At 69.7% G+C, this 15,126-nt stretch carries 13 protein-coding genes; 9 read left to right on the top strand and 4 right to left on the bottom strand.

Going from position 1 to position 15,126, the window contains the following annotated elements:
• Positions 1–97 precede the first annotated feature (97 nt).
• Positions 98–1,312: an acetyl-CoA C-acetyltransferase gene (locus ACFWQC_RS27665; RefSeq protein ID WP_378685854.1), complete on the bottom strand. Its 1,215-nt coding sequence runs from the start codon at positions 1,310–1,312 to the stop codon at positions 98–100.
• A 136-nt stretch (positions 1,313–1,448) separates the two neighbouring features.
• Here ACFWQC_RS27665 and ACFWQC_RS27660 point away from each other — a divergent pair, with 136 nt between their 5' ends.
• The gene (locus ACFWQC_RS27660; protein ID WP_378685852.1) at positions 1,449–2,291 is read left to right on the top strand and encodes an acyl-CoA thioesterase; all 843 of its coding nucleotides are present in this window, start codon (positions 1,449–1,451) and stop codon (positions 2,289–2,291) included.
• A gap of 6 nt (positions 2,292–2,297) precedes the next feature.
• On the opposite strand, the gene ACFWQC_RS27655 is transcribed toward ACFWQC_RS27660, so the two are convergent.
• Entirely contained in the window at positions 2,298–2,846 is a 549-nt protein-coding gene (locus ACFWQC_RS27655) for a hypothetical protein (protein ID WP_378685850.1), read from the bottom strand.
• Between the two features lie 94 nt (positions 2,847–2,940).
• Positions 2,941–3,900, bottom strand: a complete 960-nt coding sequence (locus ACFWQC_RS27650) for a DUF389 domain-containing protein (RefSeq protein WP_378685847.1) — start codon at positions 3,898–3,900, stop codon at positions 2,941–2,943.
• A 541-nt stretch (positions 3,901–4,441) separates the two neighbouring features.
• Here ACFWQC_RS27650 and ACFWQC_RS27645 point away from each other — a divergent pair.
• The 7 genes from ACFWQC_RS27645 to ACFWQC_RS27615 all read left to right on the top strand — a co-directional run bounded on the left by ACFWQC_RS27645 (position 4,442) and on the right by ACFWQC_RS27615 (position 14,147).
• Complete coding sequence (locus ACFWQC_RS27645; RefSeq protein WP_378685844.1) at positions 4,442–4,594, top strand: hypothetical protein; 153 nt, start codon at positions 4,442–4,444, stop codon at positions 4,592–4,594.
• A complete protein-coding gene (kdpA, locus tag ACFWQC_RS27640; protein WP_378685842.1) occupies positions 4,591–6,255 on the top strand; it encodes a potassium-transporting ATPase subunit KdpA in 1,665 nt (554 codons plus the stop codon). The genes ACFWQC_RS27645 and kdpA overlap by 4 nt, the downstream gene beginning before the upstream one ends.
• Positions 6,252–8,324, top strand: a complete 2,073-nt coding sequence (gene kdpB / locus ACFWQC_RS27635) for a potassium-transporting ATPase subunit KdpB (RefSeq protein WP_378685839.1) — start codon at positions 6,252–6,254, stop codon at positions 8,322–8,324. Before kdpA ends, kdpB begins: the two co-directional genes overlap by 4 nt.
• A 2-nt stretch (positions 8,325–8,326) precedes the next feature.
• On the top strand, positions 8,327–8,941 hold the full coding sequence (kdpC, locus tag ACFWQC_RS27630) for a potassium-transporting ATPase subunit KdpC (RefSeq protein WP_378685836.1): 615 nt from the start codon (positions 8,327–8,329) through the stop codon (positions 8,939–8,941).
• Between the two features lie 4 nt (positions 8,942–8,945).
• Positions 8,946–11,492: a DUF4118 domain-containing protein gene (locus tag ACFWQC_RS27625; protein WP_378685833.1), complete on the top strand. Its 2,547-nt coding sequence runs from the start codon at positions 8,946–8,948 to the stop codon at positions 11,490–11,492.
• The gene (locus ACFWQC_RS27620) at positions 11,489–12,178 is read left to right on the top strand and encodes a response regulator (protein ID WP_378685830.1); all 690 of its coding nucleotides are present in this window, start codon (positions 11,489–11,491) and stop codon (positions 12,176–12,178) included. The genes ACFWQC_RS27625 and ACFWQC_RS27620 overlap by 4 nt, the downstream gene beginning before the upstream one ends.
• A gap of 157 nt (positions 12,179–12,335) precedes the next feature.
• A complete protein-coding gene (locus ACFWQC_RS27615) occupies positions 12,336–14,147 on the top strand; it encodes an amino acid transporter (RefSeq protein WP_378685862.1) in 1,812 nt (603 codons plus the stop codon).
• Between the two features lie 4 nt (positions 14,148–14,151).
• Here ACFWQC_RS27615 and ACFWQC_RS27610 read toward each other — a convergent pair whose 3' ends face one another.
• The gene (locus ACFWQC_RS27610) at positions 14,152–14,523 is read right to left on the bottom strand and encodes a globin (protein WP_378685827.1); all 372 of its coding nucleotides are present in this window, start codon (positions 14,521–14,523) and stop codon (positions 14,152–14,154) included.
• 86 nt (positions 14,524–14,609) lie between these two features.
• Here ACFWQC_RS27610 and ACFWQC_RS27605 point away from each other — a divergent pair, with 86 nt between their 5' ends.
• Positions 14,610–15,035, top strand: a complete 426-nt coding sequence (locus tag ACFWQC_RS27605) for an OsmC family peroxiredoxin (protein WP_378685824.1) — start codon at positions 14,610–14,612, stop codon at positions 15,033–15,035.
• Positions 15,036–15,126: the final 91 nt, after the last annotated feature.

The following is a 15,126-nucleotide window of genomic DNA, read 5'->3' as shown; positions in this document are numbered from 1 at the left end:
CGCCCCGGCACCGTGCTGCGCGGACACCCGGCGAGGGAGCACCCGCGCCACGCGCGTAGTCGGCGCGTCAACACGCGCCGACTCGACGGGGGTGGAGTCAGATGCGCTCGAGGATCATCGCCATGCCCTGGCCGCCGCCGACGCACATGGTGATCAGACCGGTGGTCTTGTCGTGCCAGTCGAGGCTGTTGAGCATGGTGTTCTGCAGGCGCGCGCCGGTCATGCCGAAGGGGTGACCGACGGCGATGGCGCCACCGTTGATGTTGAGGCGGTCGATGTCGATGCCGAGGTCCTGGTAGGACGGGATCACCTGGGCCGCGAAGGCCTCGTTGATCTCGACCAGGTCGATGTCGCCGATCGACATGCCGGCGTACTTGAGTGCGTTCCGGGTCGCCTCGACCGGGCCGAGGCCCATGATCTCGGGGGAGAGGCCGGAGACGCCGGTGGACACGATCCGGGCCAGCGGGGTGACGCCGAGCTCGGCGGCCTTGGTGTCGGACATGACCACGACGGCGGCCGCGCCGTCGTTGAGGGCGCAGCAGTTGGCGGCGGTGACGGTGCCGTCCTCGCGGAAGACCGGCTTGAGACCGGAGATGGCCTCCAGGGTCACGCCCGCGCGGGGGCCGTCGTCGGCCGAGACGACGGTGCCGTCGGGGGTGGTGACCGGAGTGATCTCGCGGGCCCAGAAGCCGTCGGCGATGGCCTTCTCGGCGAGGTTCTGCGAGCGTACGCCGAACTCGTCCATCTCCTGGCGCGTGATGCCGCGCGAGGTGGCGAGGTTCTCGGCGGTCTGGCCCATCGCGATGTAGACGTCCGGCAGCAGGCCGTCCTCACGCGGGTCGTGCCACTTCTCGTTGGTCCCGGCGGTCGCGGTGGTCCGCGACTGGGCGTCGTCGAAGAGGTGGTTGACGGTGTCGGGAAGGTGGTCGGAGGTGCCCTTGACGAATCGGGACACGGTCTCGACACCGGCCGAGACGATGATGTCGGCCTCGCCGGCCTTGATCGCGTGCAGCGCCATCCGCGAGGTCTGCACCGAGGAGGAGCAGTAGCGGGTGATGGTCGCGCCGGGCACCTTGTCCCAGCCATTCAGCACGGAGACCACGCGGCCCATGTTGTTGCCCGACTCGCCGCCCGGCAGACCGCACCCGAGGAGCAGGTCGTCGATGTCGTTGGGGTCGAGGCCCTCGACCTTGCCGACGGCTTCCTTGGTGATGAGTGCCGCTAGGTCGTCGGGACGGAAGTCCTTCAGAGATCCCTTGTTGGCTCGCCCGATCGGGGTGCGGGCGGCGGCGACGATGACTGCCTCAGGCATGAAGACTCCCGGTTACTGATGAGTAGGTAGAACTGTGGTCGCCACCATACTCGCCCGGACAGCGTCTGGTCGCCAGGCCCAGTGCCCAAGATGATCTGGAAGGATCGGCCACGTGCGCCACCTCTACGAATGTCCTATGCGTTGGGCCGACCTCGACATGCTCGGCCACGTCAACAACGTCGTCTACGTCGACTACCTCCAAGAGGCGCGCGTGGACATGCTGCGCACGCACGCCCGGAGCCCGCAGACCCAGGGCCTGGCCGAGGGTGTCGTGGTGGCCAGCCACCAGGTCACGTACGTCGCCCCGTTGCTCTTCGACTTCAAGCCTGTCTACGTCGAGTCGTGGGTGACCGACATCCGGGCGGCCAGCTTCACGATGGCCTACGAGATCTTCCGCGACCAGCCCGACGGCACCCGCAAGATCTTCCTGCGGGCGAGCACGGTCCTGGCGCCGTACGTCTTCGCCACCGAGTCGCCGCGCCGGCTCAAGCCTGAGGAGAAGGCCAACCTCCAGCCGTACCTCGAGGCCTACCCGGAGGAATGGTCGCCGAAGCCGCTCGCCCTGGGCGAGCCGAAGCGGCTCGAGGGCGGCCGCTTCCCGCTCTTCGTCCGCTTCTCCGACGTCGACGCCTACGGGCACGTGAACAACGTGAAGTACTTCGAATACTTCCAGGAGTCGCGACTGGCACTCATGATGCGGCTCAGGTCGTACCACGGCATCGAAGGCTGGCCGTCCGTCGTGGTCGCGCAGACAGACGTCACCTACCACGCGCCGGTCCTGGCTCGCTCGGAGCCGTATGACGTGTGGAGCTACGTCTCCCGGCTGGGCACCAAGTCGATGACGATCGAGTCCGAGATCGCCGACGGCGATCTCCGGCTCGCCCGCGGGCAGGTCACGCTGGTCTTCTACGACCTGGAGTCCGGCAAGGCCATCGAGCCCAGCCCGGAGGTGCGGGCGGCCGTCGAGAGTGTGCTCTAGACGGTCTCAGTCGCGCCGGTCGTCATCGTCGCAGTCGCGGCGGTCGTAGCGATGTCCGTCCTGGTGGTCGCGCCGGCAGTCGTCGTCGCGGTCGCCGTACCAGCCATCCGGGTCTGCCCACTCGGTCCAGTCCCAGCCGTCCTGGGTCGCGGTGAAGTCCTGGCCGGGCATGGCCGGGGCCTGGCCTGAGGTCTCGTCCGACTTCTCCCCGGTGCGCGTCTTCCGGGCGCTCAGCGTGCTGGCCTCGGTGGGCTGCTTCGCATTCGGCGCCGAGTCGGGCGGCGCGAGCAGGTCGCGGGAGGCGAGCTGGGTGGCGAGCGAGGCGTCGGGAGGAGGGGGCAGCGTGCCGACCGAGGTGTCTTCGGCAGCGTCGATGGGCTCGGGCGGACCGGTCGGGCCATCGGCGAGCCGGTTCTGCAGGCCGGTCGCCTGGTGCGCGGGCCGGCTCGACGGGTCCGGTCCGAAAGACCGTATCCCTCCGATGAGCAGCGCCATCGCGACGAGGGCGACGACTGCAAGCCCGACTCCGACGATAGCCCGCTGAATTGCCCGCATGCGTCCTCCGAGAGCGCTCTGATCGGCAGAAGGTTCTGCTTGAGGCCAGTAGCCTCCCAGTGCTTACGTCAGATGTCGAGAAGCGGGACCTTTGTCAGCGTTTCCTGAGCCGCGCCACCAGCAGCGTGCGGTGTTCGGAGATCCGCTGCCACACGTACTGCTGGATGAGGAGGGTCAGCCAGCCGGCGAGTGCCATGCCGGAGACGTTGAGGACGAGCTGCAGGGTGCTGCCCCAGATCTCCTCGCCGAGCCCGAAGGCGAGGCCGAGGGCCACGTTGGCGGCCGCAGGAATGGTGGTGACCGAGATGAACACGCCGGACAGGTTGCCCGCCCTGGCCGAGGTCAGCGCCAGCACTCCGGCGGCGGCCGCGATCAGCGCGACGATGAAGGACCACTTGTCGGGGGTGTAGATGAACGCCGTGCCCGGTCGCTCCGCGGTGACGTGCGCGGCCGTGATCCAGCCCAGCCCGCGGGCGACGAGCGCGGCCAGCGTGGTCATGGCGATGCCGACCGCGAACCCCACCAGCAGCGTACGCAACGACTGGCCCAGCAGCCCGAAGCGGCGGCGTACCAAGGCGACGCCGAGCGCGGCGATCGCGCCGAACTCGGGCCCGATGACCATCGCCCCGATGACCAGGATCTGGGAGTCGAGGACGATCGCGATGCCGGCAAGCATCGTGGCCAGGCTGATCAGGCTCAGGTAGGTCCAGTTGGTCTCGGAGTCCTCATAGGCCCGCTGGGTCACGTCGGCCCACACCACCGAGTCCGCGCTGCTGCCCGGGGCGAGGTGGTCGGCGGCCAGGCCGGTCTCGGACATCCACGTCTGCACCGGCTCGACATGGAGGCTGCCCTCATGGTGCACACCCAGGTCGCGGAGCTGGTCGACGATGTCGTTGGCCGCCTCCCGGGCGACCGCGGCGAGCACCACGTCGCCCTCCGGACGCAGCGAGGCGCCCGGTAGGGACGAGAGCTCGCTGACGGCGGGGTCGGCGGTGAGGATCTCGAGGACCGCGGGTGTCAGGCGCGTCGGCGAGGTGATCCGCAACTGCAGCATGGGCACATTGTGGCGCAGGCGTACGTCGTCGAGCCCGGAGCCCCGGTGTGCGTCTCCTCGACGTCGCGGGGCTGGTCTCAGATCCAGTTGCGGCGGCGCAAGAGGTCGTCGCCGGGGCATCAGAGACCCGTCAAGGTGTAGGCCACCGGCGTCAGCGATGTGTCAATCGGACCGGGACGAGGCGGGTGGCCCCTAGCGTCGCGGGGTGTGTCTCTACGAGTCTCAGTCAAACGTTCCTGGCGTACTGGTCTGTCGATCCGCGCCGGTTGTCGAGAAGGTGTCCGTGTGATGGCGGGGCCTGAGTACGGCGGGGTCCTGGTGGTCGCCGCCGCGGCCGCCTTTGCCGTCGCCTTGAGCCTGCTGATGCGAGTTCTCCTCTACTAGGCCGCGCCAGCCACGAGCGCCGGACGTACTCGGGTATGTCCGGCGCGAGGCAATTTCTGTGGCACCAGGTCAAGGATGCGTCAATCGGACGGCGTACGTCGTCAGGGAACCGTCAAGGTGGGCACTCCAAGGCTCCGAGCGGGGATGCAATGGAGTCGTGCTAGATCTCGTCTACATCCTCATCACGCTGGTGTCCTTCGCAGGGCTCGCCGCGCTGGTCGGTGTCATCGACCGGCGGTTGAGCGATCCCTCCGACGCCGATACCGGCGCCACCCCCACTGAGACCGAGCCGCGGGCGGTGAGCCGATGAGCTCCGTCGTCGCCGCCGTCCTGCAGATCGTCGTCCTGATCGCAGCGCTGGCCCTCGCGGTTCCGCTCCTGGGCCGCTACCTCGCCCACATCTACACCAGCCCGAAGCACCTGCGTGCCGAGAAGGTCGCCTACCGGGCGCTCAAGGTCGACGCCGAGGCCGACCAGCACTGGCGCTCCTACGCGATGTCGGTGCTGGGCTTCTCGCTGGCCGGGATCCTGTTCCTGTTCGCCTTCGGCCGGCTGCAGAGCCTGCTGCCGCTCGACGGAGGGTTCGACCCGTTGCCCAGCGACGGGGCCTGGAACACCGCGGTCTCGTTCGTGACCAACACCAACTGGCAGTGGTACTCCGGCGAGGCGGCCACTGGCCACCTGATCCAGATGGCCGGGCTGGCGGTGCAGAACTTCGTCTCCGCCGCGGTCGGTCTCTCCGTCGCCGCGGCCTTCGCGCGCGGGCTCGCCCGCACCCGCAACCAGGGAAGGATCGGCAACTTCTGGGTCGACCTGGTGCGTACGACGGTTCGGGTCCTCCTGCCGGCAGCATTCGTGGTCGCGATCGTGCTGGTCGCGGCCGGGGCGGTGCAGAACCTGCACTCCGTGCACGAGATGACCACGCTGACCGGGGGCACCCAGCCCCTGACCGGAGGTCCGGTGGCCAGCCAGGAGGCGATCAAGGAGCTCGGCACCAATGGCGGCGGCTTCTATAACGTCAACTCCGCCCACCCCTTCGAGAACCCCAACCCGTTCACCAACCTGCTCGAGATCTGGGCGCTGCTCGTGCTGCCGTTCTCGATGGCCTGGGCCTTCGGCCTGATCGTCAAGGACAAGCGCCAAGGGGGCGCTGTCCTGGCCACCATGGGCACCCTCCTCACCGTCGGCATCACCCTGCTGACCTGGGCGGAGATGGCCGGCCCCGGCACCGCTCCGCAGCTCGCCGGAGCCGCGATGGAGGGCAAGGAGACCCGCTTCGGCGAGGCCGCCACGGCGCTCTTCGCCGCGGCCACCACCGGCACCTCGACCGGTGCCGTCAACGGCATGCACGAGAGCCTGACCGCACCCGGTGGCGGCGTCGCGCTGTTCGGGATGATGCTCGGCGAGATCGCTCCAGGCGGTGTCGGGTCGGGTCTCTACGGCATGCTCATGCTCGCCGTGGTCACGGTCTTCCTGTGCGGCCTGATGGTGGGACGTACGCCTGAATACCTCGGCAAGAAGATCAGTCGCAACGAGATGGTCCTGGTCGCGGCCTACATCCTGGCCACCCCGATCCTGGTGCTGGCCGGCGCGGCGATCGCGCTCACGGCACCGGCAGGGCTGGCCGGCCTCTCGGCGGACGGCCCGCACGGCCTCTCCGAGGCGTTGTACGCGGTCACCTCGGCCTCGAACAACAACGGCTCGGCCTTTGCCGGGATCACTTCCGGAACCCCGTTCTGGAACACGCTGCTCGGGATGCTGATGCTGCTCGGCCGGTTCGTGCCGATGGTCTTCGTGCTCGCCCTGGCAGGCCGGTTCGCGACCGCCAACCGACTGCCGGACAACGCCGGCACCCTGCCCACCCACCGCCCGCTCTTCATAGGCCTGCTGACCGGCGTCGCGCTGGTCGTGGTCGGCCTGACCTTCGTCCCGGCTCTCATGCTGGGCCCGATCGTGGAGTCCCTGTCATGACCCAGACCCCCGTACGTACCCCTGAAGAACACACCGAGCACCCCGACCATGTCGAGGCGGCACCGTCGGTGCTCACGGCCAAGCAGATCGCCGAGGCGGTGCCTGGTGCGTTGCGCAAGCTCGATCCCCGCAAGCTGGTGGCGACCCCCGTCATGCTCGTGGTCGAGATCGGCGCGGCCGCCACGACCGTCATGTCGGTCCTCGACCCGTCGGTGATGGGTTGGCTGGTCACCGTCTGGCTCTGGCTGACCGTCGTCTTCGGTTCGCTGGCCGAGTCGGTCGCCGAGGGCCGCGGCAAGGCGCAGGCGGCCTCGCTCCGCGCGCTCCAGACCGAGACCACGGCCCGTCGTCTGCGTGGGGGTGCCGGTGGCGTCGAGGAGCTCGTCGCCTCGACCGACCTGCGCACCGGCGACGTCGTCGTGGTCGAGGCCGGCGAGCGGATCCCCGGTGACGGCGACGTCATCGAGGGCGTCGCGAGCGTCGATGAGAGCGCGGTGACCGGCGAGTCCGCTCCGGTGATCCGCGAGTCCGGCGGCGACCGGTCAGCGGTCACGGGCGGCACCCTGGTCCTCTCCGACCGGATCGTCGTCCGGATCACCTCCGACCCGGGCCACTCCTTCGTGGACCGGATGATCGCCCTGGTCGAGGGCTCGGAGCGGCAGCGTACGCCGAACGAGATCGCGCTCAACGTGCTCCTGACCAGTCTGACCGCCATCTTCGTGGTCGTCTGCTGGAGCCTCTACTACCTGGCCGACTACTCGGGTGCGCACCAGTCCTGGCTGGTCCTGACCGCGCTGCTGGTCTGCCTGATCCCGACCACCATCGGCGCGCTGCTGAGCGCGATCGGTATCGCCGGCATGGACCGGCTGGTACGCCGCAACGTCCTGGCGATGTCGGGAAGGGCCGTCGAGGCGGCCGGTGACGTCGACGTGCTCCTGCTGGACAAGACCGGCACGATCACCTACGGCAACCGGCAGGCCTACGAGGTCATCCCGGTCACGGGCACCACGCTGACCGGGGCCGAGAACGCGGCCGTCCTGGCCAGCCTCTCCGACCAGACGCCGGAGGGACGGAGCATCCTCACGCTCGTCGGGCGTTCCATGGGCGGACCGGCGGAGGCCACGATGGTGGAGTTCTCCGCCACCACCCGGATGTCCGGCCTGGACAGCCCCGGGCTGAGCGTACGCAAGGGCGCCGCCTCCGCGGTGACGGCCTGGGTCAAGGAGAACGGGGGCCAGGTGCCCCCGGAGACCGCGGTGATCGTCTCCGAGATCGCCGAGACCGGTGGCACCCCGCTCGTCGTCGCCGAGCACCGCAACAGCGACCCGGCACGGGTGCTGGGCGTCGTACATCTAAAGGACGTCGTCAAGGACGGCATCCGCGAGCGGTTCGACGAGCTGCGCGCGATGGGCATCAAGACGGTGATGATCACCGGCGACAACGCGGCCACCGCCGCGGCGATCGCCAAGGAGGCGGGCGTCGACGACTTCCTCGCCGAGGCGACCCCGGAGGACAAGCTCGCGCTGATCCGCAAGGAGCAGCGCGGCGGACGGATGGTCGCGATGTGCGGCGACGGCACCAACGACGCGCCCGCGCTCGCGCAGGCCGACGTCGGCGTCGCGATGAACACCGGGACGACCGCGGCCAAGGAGGCCGGCAACATGGTCGACCTCGACTCCGACCCGACCAAGCTGATCGACGTGGTCGAGATCGGCAAGCAGCTGCTGATCACCCGGGGCGCGCTGACCACCTTCTCGGTGGCCAACGACGTCGCGAAGTACTTCGCGATCCTGCCGGCGATGTTCGTCGGCGCCTTCCCGGCGCTGGACGTCCTCAACATCATGCGGCTGTCCTCGCCCGAGTCGGCCATCGTCTCCGCGGTGGTCTTCAACGCGCTGATCATCGTCGCGCTGATCCCGCTGGCGCTGCGCGGCGTCCGCTACCGGCCGTCCTCGGCCTCCGCCCTGCTGCGCCGAAACCTGCTGCTCTACGGGGTCGGCGGCCTGATCGTGCCGTTCGTCGGGATCAAGCTGCTCGACCTCGTCATCTCCCTCATCCCAGGACTGTGAACATGTCTGATCTCTTTGCACTGCTACGTCACTCCCTCGCCGGGCTCCGCGTGCTCATCGCCGCGACCCTGCTGTGCGGTCTCTTCTACCCGCTCGTCGTCACCGGTGTCGCCCAGGCCGCCTTCGGCTGGCGCGCCGACGGCTCCCTGGTCACCGAGTCCGGCGCCCACACCAACGACCCCGCCGAGGCGGTCGGCTCGGCCCTGATCGGGCAGGGCAACGACGATGAGGGGCTCTTCTACCCGCGTCCCAGCGCGGCCGGCGACGGCTGGGACACGCTGTCCACCTACGGCTCCAACCTCGGCCCGGAGGACCCGGACCTGGTCAAGGCGATCATGGAGCGCCAGCGCGAGATCGCCGCGCGCGAAGGCGTCACGGTCGACCAGGTCCCCGCCGACGCCGTCACCACCTCCGCATCCGGCATCGACCCCGACATCTCACCGCCTTACGCAGCCCTCCAGGTGTCCCGGGTTGCCCGCGCCAACGGGCTCTCGGAGGAGGAGGTGACGGCGCTGGTGGCCCAGCACACCGACGGCCGGACCTTCGGGATCCTCGGTGAGCCGCGGGTCAATGTGCTCGAGCTCAACATCGCGGTGCGCGCGCAAGAGGTTGAATAGGGACGTGCAGACCACGTCAACGGACGGACGGTCCCCGCGGAAGCGGGGCCGTCTGACCGTCTATCTCGGAGCCGCGCCAGGTGTCGGCAAGACGTACGCCATGCTCGGCGAGGCGCAGCGGCGCCAGGCGCGGGGGACCGATGTGGTGGTCGGGTTCGTCGAGACCCACGACCGCAGCAACACCGCGCGCCAGATCGAAGGGCTCGAGGTGATCCCGCGCCGGGAGATCGACTATCGCGGGGCGACCTTCACCGAGCTCGACGTGGAGGCGGTGATCGCCCGCGACCCGAAGGTGGTCTGCATCGACGAGCTCGCGCACACCAACGTTCCCGGCAGCCGCCACACCAAGCGGGCCCAGGACGTCGAGCAGATCCGGGTAGCGGGGATCGACGTGATCACCACCGTCAACATCCAGCACCTGGAGTCGCTCAATGACGAGGTCGAGCGGATCACTGGCATACGCCAGCGGGAGACCGTTCCCGACGAGGTGGTCCGCACCGCTGACCAGATCCAGCTCGTCGACATGGCGCCCGACGCGCTGCGTCGGCGGATGGCGCACGGCAACATCTACCGTCCCGAGAACATCGACGCGAGCCTGACCTCCTACTTCCGCGTCGGCAACCTGACGGCACTGCGTGAGCTGGCGCTGCTGTGGCTGGCCGACCGGGTCGACGACGCACTCGGCGACTACCGCCGCGAGCACCGGATCGAGCACCCCTGGCCGACCAAGGAACGGATCGTGGTCGCGGTCACCGGCGGCTCGGAGTCGGAGACGCTGCTGCGGCGAGCAGCCCGGCTCTGCCAGCGCGCGAAGGGGTCGGAGCTGCTGGCGGTGCACGTGGTCACCGCCGACGGGCTGGCCAGACCGGAGGCCGGCTCGATCGAGCGCGTCCAGGCGCTGACCACGTCGCTGGACGGCACCTTCCACAGCGTGATCGGTGAGGACGCGGCGAACGCCGTGGTCGACTTCGCGACCGGCGCCAACGCCACCATGATCATCGTCGGAGTCTCCCGGCACGGGCGGTTGCGAAGGCTCTTCACCGGCACCACCGGAGACCGGATCGCGGCCGCGGCCGGCTCGATCGACGTACATCTCGTCACCCACGAGGAGATCGCCCGCGGCTCGCGGGTCCGCGGCGGCCTCGGCTCACCGCTCAGCCGCACCCGGCAGGCTCTGGGCTGGCTGTGCGCGCTCATGGTGCCCTCGGCCCTGGTCTGGCTGCTCCACAACGACGGCATCGAGGGTCCGATATCCGGCCAGCTCCCGCTGGCCAGCATGCTGCTGCTCGCCGCCACCGTCCTGGTCGCGCTCGTGGGTGGGCGCTGGCCCGCGGTGGCCGCCGCTCTGGCCGGGTTCTTGCACCTGAACTGGTGGTTCACCCAGCCCGTGCACCGCATCACCATCGCCGAGCCACGCAACCTGGTGATGTTGGTGATCTTCGTAGCGGTCGCGGTCGGCGTCGCCACCGTCGTCGACCGTGCCTCGCGGAGAGCGGCCGAAGCACGCCAGGCCAGGGGAGAGGCCGCGACGATGGGGGCGCTGTCGCGCTCGGTGCTCACCGGCCAGGACACCGCCGAGGCGATCGTGGGCCGGGTGCGCGAGACCTTCGCGCAGCAGGCGGTGGTCCTGCTGGAGGAGACACCGCAGGGGTGGGTACGGCTGGCGGGTGCCGGGGTCGGCTATCCGGCGGACCCGAACCAGGGTGATGCCCAGGTCGCCGTCGACGACACCCATGTGATCGTCCTGCGCGGCACCCCCCTCCGGGCGAGCGACCGACGGGTCCTGGAGGCCTTCGCCGTCCAGACGTCACTGGTGCTCGAGCACCGCCGGCTGCGCGACCAGGCCGACCGTGCACTCGCCCTGGAACGGGCCGAGCAGACCTCGACGGCGCTGCTTCGCGCGGTCTCCCACGACCTGCGTACGCCGCTGGCGACGATGCGTGCCGCACTCGACGGCCTGCTCGTGGGCCGGGTGCCGGAGGAGGATCGTAAGGAGCTCGTCGAGTCGGCCGCGACCTCCGCCGATCAGCTCGAGGCGCTCATCGACAACCTGCTCGACCTCTCCCGGGTGGAGGCTGGTCTGGTGCACCCCGCGCTGCGGGACGTCAGCCTGGAGGAGTCGCTGCCGCTGGCGGTCGCCGGCCTCCCTGCCGGATCGATCGCCTTCGAGGTCGGTGAGGACACCCCGCTCGTACGGACCGACTCGGGCCTGCTCGAGCGCATCTTCGCCAACCTGGTCGGCAACGCCGTCCGGGTCACCGGCCAGGGGCCCCGTCCCGGCGAGCCGGTGCGCGTCCTGGCGCACGAGACACCGGAGACTGTCGAGGTGATGATCGTCGATCGTGGACCGGGGGTGCCCGAGGACCAGCGGGAGCGGATGTTCGAGCCGTTCCAGCGCCTCGACGACACCTCGGCCGGCGGGCTGGGGCTCGGCCTCGCCGTGGCCAAGGGACTGAGCGAGGCACTCGGGATCGGGTTGTCGGCCGAGGACACCCCTGGCGGCGGACTGACCATGGTCGTCGCAGTGCCGCGCGCGAGGAGCGAGCGATGAGCCGGGTGCTCGTGGTCGACGACGAGCCCGCCCTGCTGCGGGCGCTGGCGATCAATCTGCGCGCCGCCGGCTGGGAGGTCGAGACGGCGACAGACGGGCGTTCGGCGCTCGCCGCCGCGGCGGCGACCCACCCCGACGTCGTCCTGCTCGATCTCGGGCTCCCGGACCTGGACGGCACCGAGGTGATCGAGGGGCTGCGGGGCTGGACCCAGGTGCCGGTGGTCGTGCTCTCCGCGCGCCAGCACGGTGACGACAAGATCGAGGCGCTCGACCTGGGGGCCGACGACTACGTCACCAAGCCGTTCGCGATGAACGAGCTCATGGCCCGTCTGCGAGCTGCCGTCCGGCGCTCCCAGGAGTCCGCGCCGCCGGCTGCGACCACCCTCGCCGTCGGCGACCTGGAGATCGACTTCGCCCGCAAGCGCGTCCACAAGGCGGGCGAGGACGTGCGACTGACCCCGACCGAGTGGTCCTTCCTGGAGCTGCTCGCCCGCAACGTCGGCCGGCTGGTCCCGCGCGAGCAGATCCTCAAGGAGGTCTGGGGTCCCGCCTATGCGAAGGAGACGCACTACCTGCGCGTCTACGCCGCTCAGCTGCGTCGCAAGCTCGAGGACGATCCCTCCCACCCGAGATACCTCGTCACCACCTCCGGGGTCGGCTACACCCTCGACCCGGACGGATCTTGACGAAATCCTTACGGTCTCCCGCGTAGCCGGGATGTGGCGCCGCGCCCCCTGAACCGGAAGCGTTGTCCTCGTGACGGCAGCGATCGCAGAGAGCGGCCGGGCGGCCGTTCCGGAGCCCCCGGAGACACACGAGAAGAAGCACCCGTGGTGGCAGGTGATGTGCCTGACGGGTGTCGACTACTTCTCGACGCTGGGCTACCAGCCGGGCATCGCGGCGCTCGCTGCCGGGCTGCTCTCGCCGATCGCGACCCTGGTCCTGGTCGGGCTGACCCTGCTCGGCGCGCTGCCGGTCTACCGCCGCGTCGCTGCCGAGAGCCCGCACGGGCAGGGATCGATCGCGATGCTGGAGCGGCTGCTGTCCCGCTGGGGCGGCAAGGCGTTCGTGCTCGCCCTGCTCGGCTTCGCGGCCACCGACTTCATCATCACGATGACCCTCTCGGCTGCTGACGGCGCCGCGCACGTGGTGGAGAACCCGCTCTTCCCGTCCACCTGGCACGGGCACAACATGCTGATCACCCTGGTGCTGCTGGCCGCTCTGGCCGCGGTCTTCCTGAAGGGGTTCAAGGAGGCGATCGGGATCGCGGTCGGCCTGGTCGTCACGTTCCTCACCCTCAACGCCATCGTCATCGCCGTCGGTCTGGTGCACGTGTTCAGCGACCCGAGCGTCTTCACCAGCTGGAACGACGGGCTCTTCGTGGAGCACGGCAACATCACGACGATGATCGCCGTCTCCCTCCTGGTCTTCCCCAAGCTCGCCCTCGGGATGAGCGGCTTCGAGACCGGTGTCGCGGTGATGCCGCAGGTCCGGGGCGACAAGAGCGACACCGAGGAGAACCCCGCCGGACGGATCCGGGGCACGAAGAAGCTGCTCACCGCGGCGGCCCTGACGATGAGCGTGTTCCTGATCGCCTCCTCCTGGGTGACCACCCTGCTGATCCCGGCGGAGGCGTTCGAGGAGGGCGGCGAGGCCAACGGCCGCGCGCTGGCCTACCTCGCGCATGCCTACCTCGGCAGCACCTTCGGGACGGCGTACGACATCTCGACCATCCTCATCCTGTGGTTCGCCGGAGCCTCGGCGATGGCAGGTCTGCTCAACCTGATCCCGCGCTACCTGCCGCGCTACGGGATGTCACCGGAGTGGGCGGCCGCGACCCGACCGCTGGTCGTGACCATCTCCGCGGCAGCGTTCCTGATCACCTGGGTCTTCGACGCCGACGTGGACGCTCAGGGCGGGGCGTACGCAACGGGTGTGCTCGTGCTGATGCTGTCCGCCGCGGTGGCGGTCACCCTGGCCGCGCGCAGGGCCGGCCAGCGGGTCCGGACCGTGCTGTTCGGCCTGATCGCGGCCGTGTTCGCCTACACCACGGTCTCCAACGTGATCGAGCGCCCCGACGGGGTCAAGATCGCCGCCTGCTTCATCGCCGCGATCATCGGCGTCTCGCTGGTCTCCAGGATCATGCGCTCCTTCGAGCTGCGCGTGACCGGCGTCGAGCTGGACAGGAAGGCCGAGGCGTTCCTGCGCGAGTGCGCCCGCCGCCAGATCCGGCTGATCGCCAACGAGCACGAGGGCACCGAGGGGCCGGAGGAGTACGAGGACAAGCTGCGCCAGATGGTCCTCGACAACGACTTGGCCGATGACGGCGACATCATCTTCGTCGAGGTGCTGGTGACGGACCCGTCCGACTTCGAAGGCACCCTGAAGGTACGCGGAGAGGTGACCGGACGCCGACGTGTGCTGCGCCTGGAGGCACCAGCGGTGCCCAACGCGCTGGCCGCCGTCCTGCTCCACGTCCGCGACGTCACCGGCGTGGTGCCCCACATCTACTTCGAGTGGACCGAGGGCAACCCGGTCACCAACCTGCTGCGGTTCCTGTTCATCGGGATCGGCGAGGTCGCCCCGACCACCCGAGAGATCCTGCGGCGCGCCGAGCCGGACCGGACCCGGAGGCCCCACGTGCACGTGGGCTGAGGGGTCAGCTGGGAGTGTTGATCATGAAGTTTGCGGCGTGCTCGACGTACGCCCAGAACTGCGCGTCCTGCTCGGGGGTGAGCCCGGCGGCGTCGAGGCCCTCGCGGAAGTGCTGGAGCCAGCGGTCGCGGGCCTCCGAGGTGACCTCGAACGGGGCGTGACGCATCCGCAGCCGCGGGTGGCCGCGCTGCTCGGAGTAGGCCGTCGGGCCGCCCCAGTACTGAGCCAGGAAGAGCGTCAGCCGCTCCTGCGCCGGACCGAGATCCTCCTCGGGATACATCGGCCGCATCAGCTCGTCGGTCGCCACGCCTTCGTAGAACTTGGCCACGATCGTGCGGATGGTGTCCATCCCGCCGATCTCCTCATAAAACGTCACTGAGCCATTCTTCCACGCGGGTCCGCGCTCGCCTGCCGTGGCAGGATCGGGGACGTACGCATTCACACGAACTTTGGGAGATAACGATGGCCACCACCCGCACCGCCACCACCGTCTGGGAGGGCTCGCTCTTCGAGGGCGCCGGCAAGGTGACGCTGGACTCCTCGGGCCTGGGGACCTACGACGTCACCTGGGTGGCCCGCTCGCAGGAGCCCAGCGGCAAGACCAGCCCCGAGGAGCTCATCGCCGCCGCCCACTCCTCCTGCTTCTCGATGGCCTTCTCCAACGGTCTGGCCGATAACGGCACCCCGCCGACCAGCCTGCAGACCAGCGCCGACGTCGAGTTCACCCCCGGCAAGGGCATCACCGGCATCAAGCTGACCACTCGTGGTGTGGTCGAGGGCCTCGACAACGACGCCTTCGTCCGCCTCGCCGAGGCGGCCAAGGCCGGTTGCCCGGTCAGCCAGGCTCTCGCCGGCACGACGATCACCCTCGACGCCGCCCTCGCCTGATCAACCGCTGGTCGAGCCGCCGGAGCCGCTAGGCGGAGGCGTGTCGAGACCAACACGGTCCCCTCGAGCGCCGAGGGGACCGTGTTGGTCC

It is taken from the genome of Nocardioides sp. NPDC058538, from assembly GCF_042719275.1.
Taxonomy (GTDB): Bacteria; Actinomycetota; Actinomycetes; order Propionibacteriales; family Nocardioidaceae; genus Nocardioides.
The sequence above is the reverse complement of the archived record's forward strand: the minus strand, read 5'-3'. Positions and strand labels throughout refer to the sequence as shown.

Bases quoted from the DNA above. Each gene is read 5' to 3' on its own strand.
- ACFWQC_RS27665 (WP_378685854.1), bottom strand. From the start codon at position 1,312: ATGCCTGAGGCAGTCATCGTCGCCGCCGCCCGCACCCCGATCGGGCGA.
- ACFWQC_RS27660 (WP_378685852.1), top strand. From the start codon at position 1,449: ATGCGTTGGGCCGACCTCGACATGCTCGGCCACGTCAACAACGTCGTC.
- ACFWQC_RS27655 (WP_378685850.1), bottom strand. From the start codon at position 2,846: ATGCGGGCAATTCAGCGGGCTATCGTCGGAGTCGGGCTTGCAGTCGTC.
- ACFWQC_RS27650 (WP_378685847.1), bottom strand. From the start codon at position 3,900: ATGCTGCAGTTGCGGATCACCTCGCCGACGCGCCTGACACCCGCGGTC.
- kdpA (WP_378685842.1), top strand. From the start codon at position 4,591: ATGAGCTCCGTCGTCGCCGCCGTCCTGCAGATCGTCGTCCTGATCGCA.
- kdpB (WP_378685839.1), top strand. From the start codon at position 6,252: ATGACCCAGACCCCCGTACGTACCCCTGAAGAACACACCGAGCACCCC.
- kdpC (WP_378685836.1), top strand. From the start codon at position 8,327: ATGTCTGATCTCTTTGCACTGCTACGTCACTCCCTCGCCGGGCTCCGC.
- ACFWQC_RS27620 (WP_378685830.1), top strand. From the start codon at position 11,489: ATGAGCCGGGTGCTCGTGGTCGACGACGAGCCCGCCCTGCTGCGGGCG.
- ACFWQC_RS27615 (WP_378685862.1), top strand. From the start codon at position 12,336: ATGTGCCTGACGGGTGTCGACTACTTCTCGACGCTGGGCTACCAGCCG.
- ACFWQC_RS27605 (WP_378685824.1), top strand. From the start codon at position 14,610: ATGGCCACCACCCGCACCGCCACCACCGTCTGGGAGGGCTCGCTCTTC.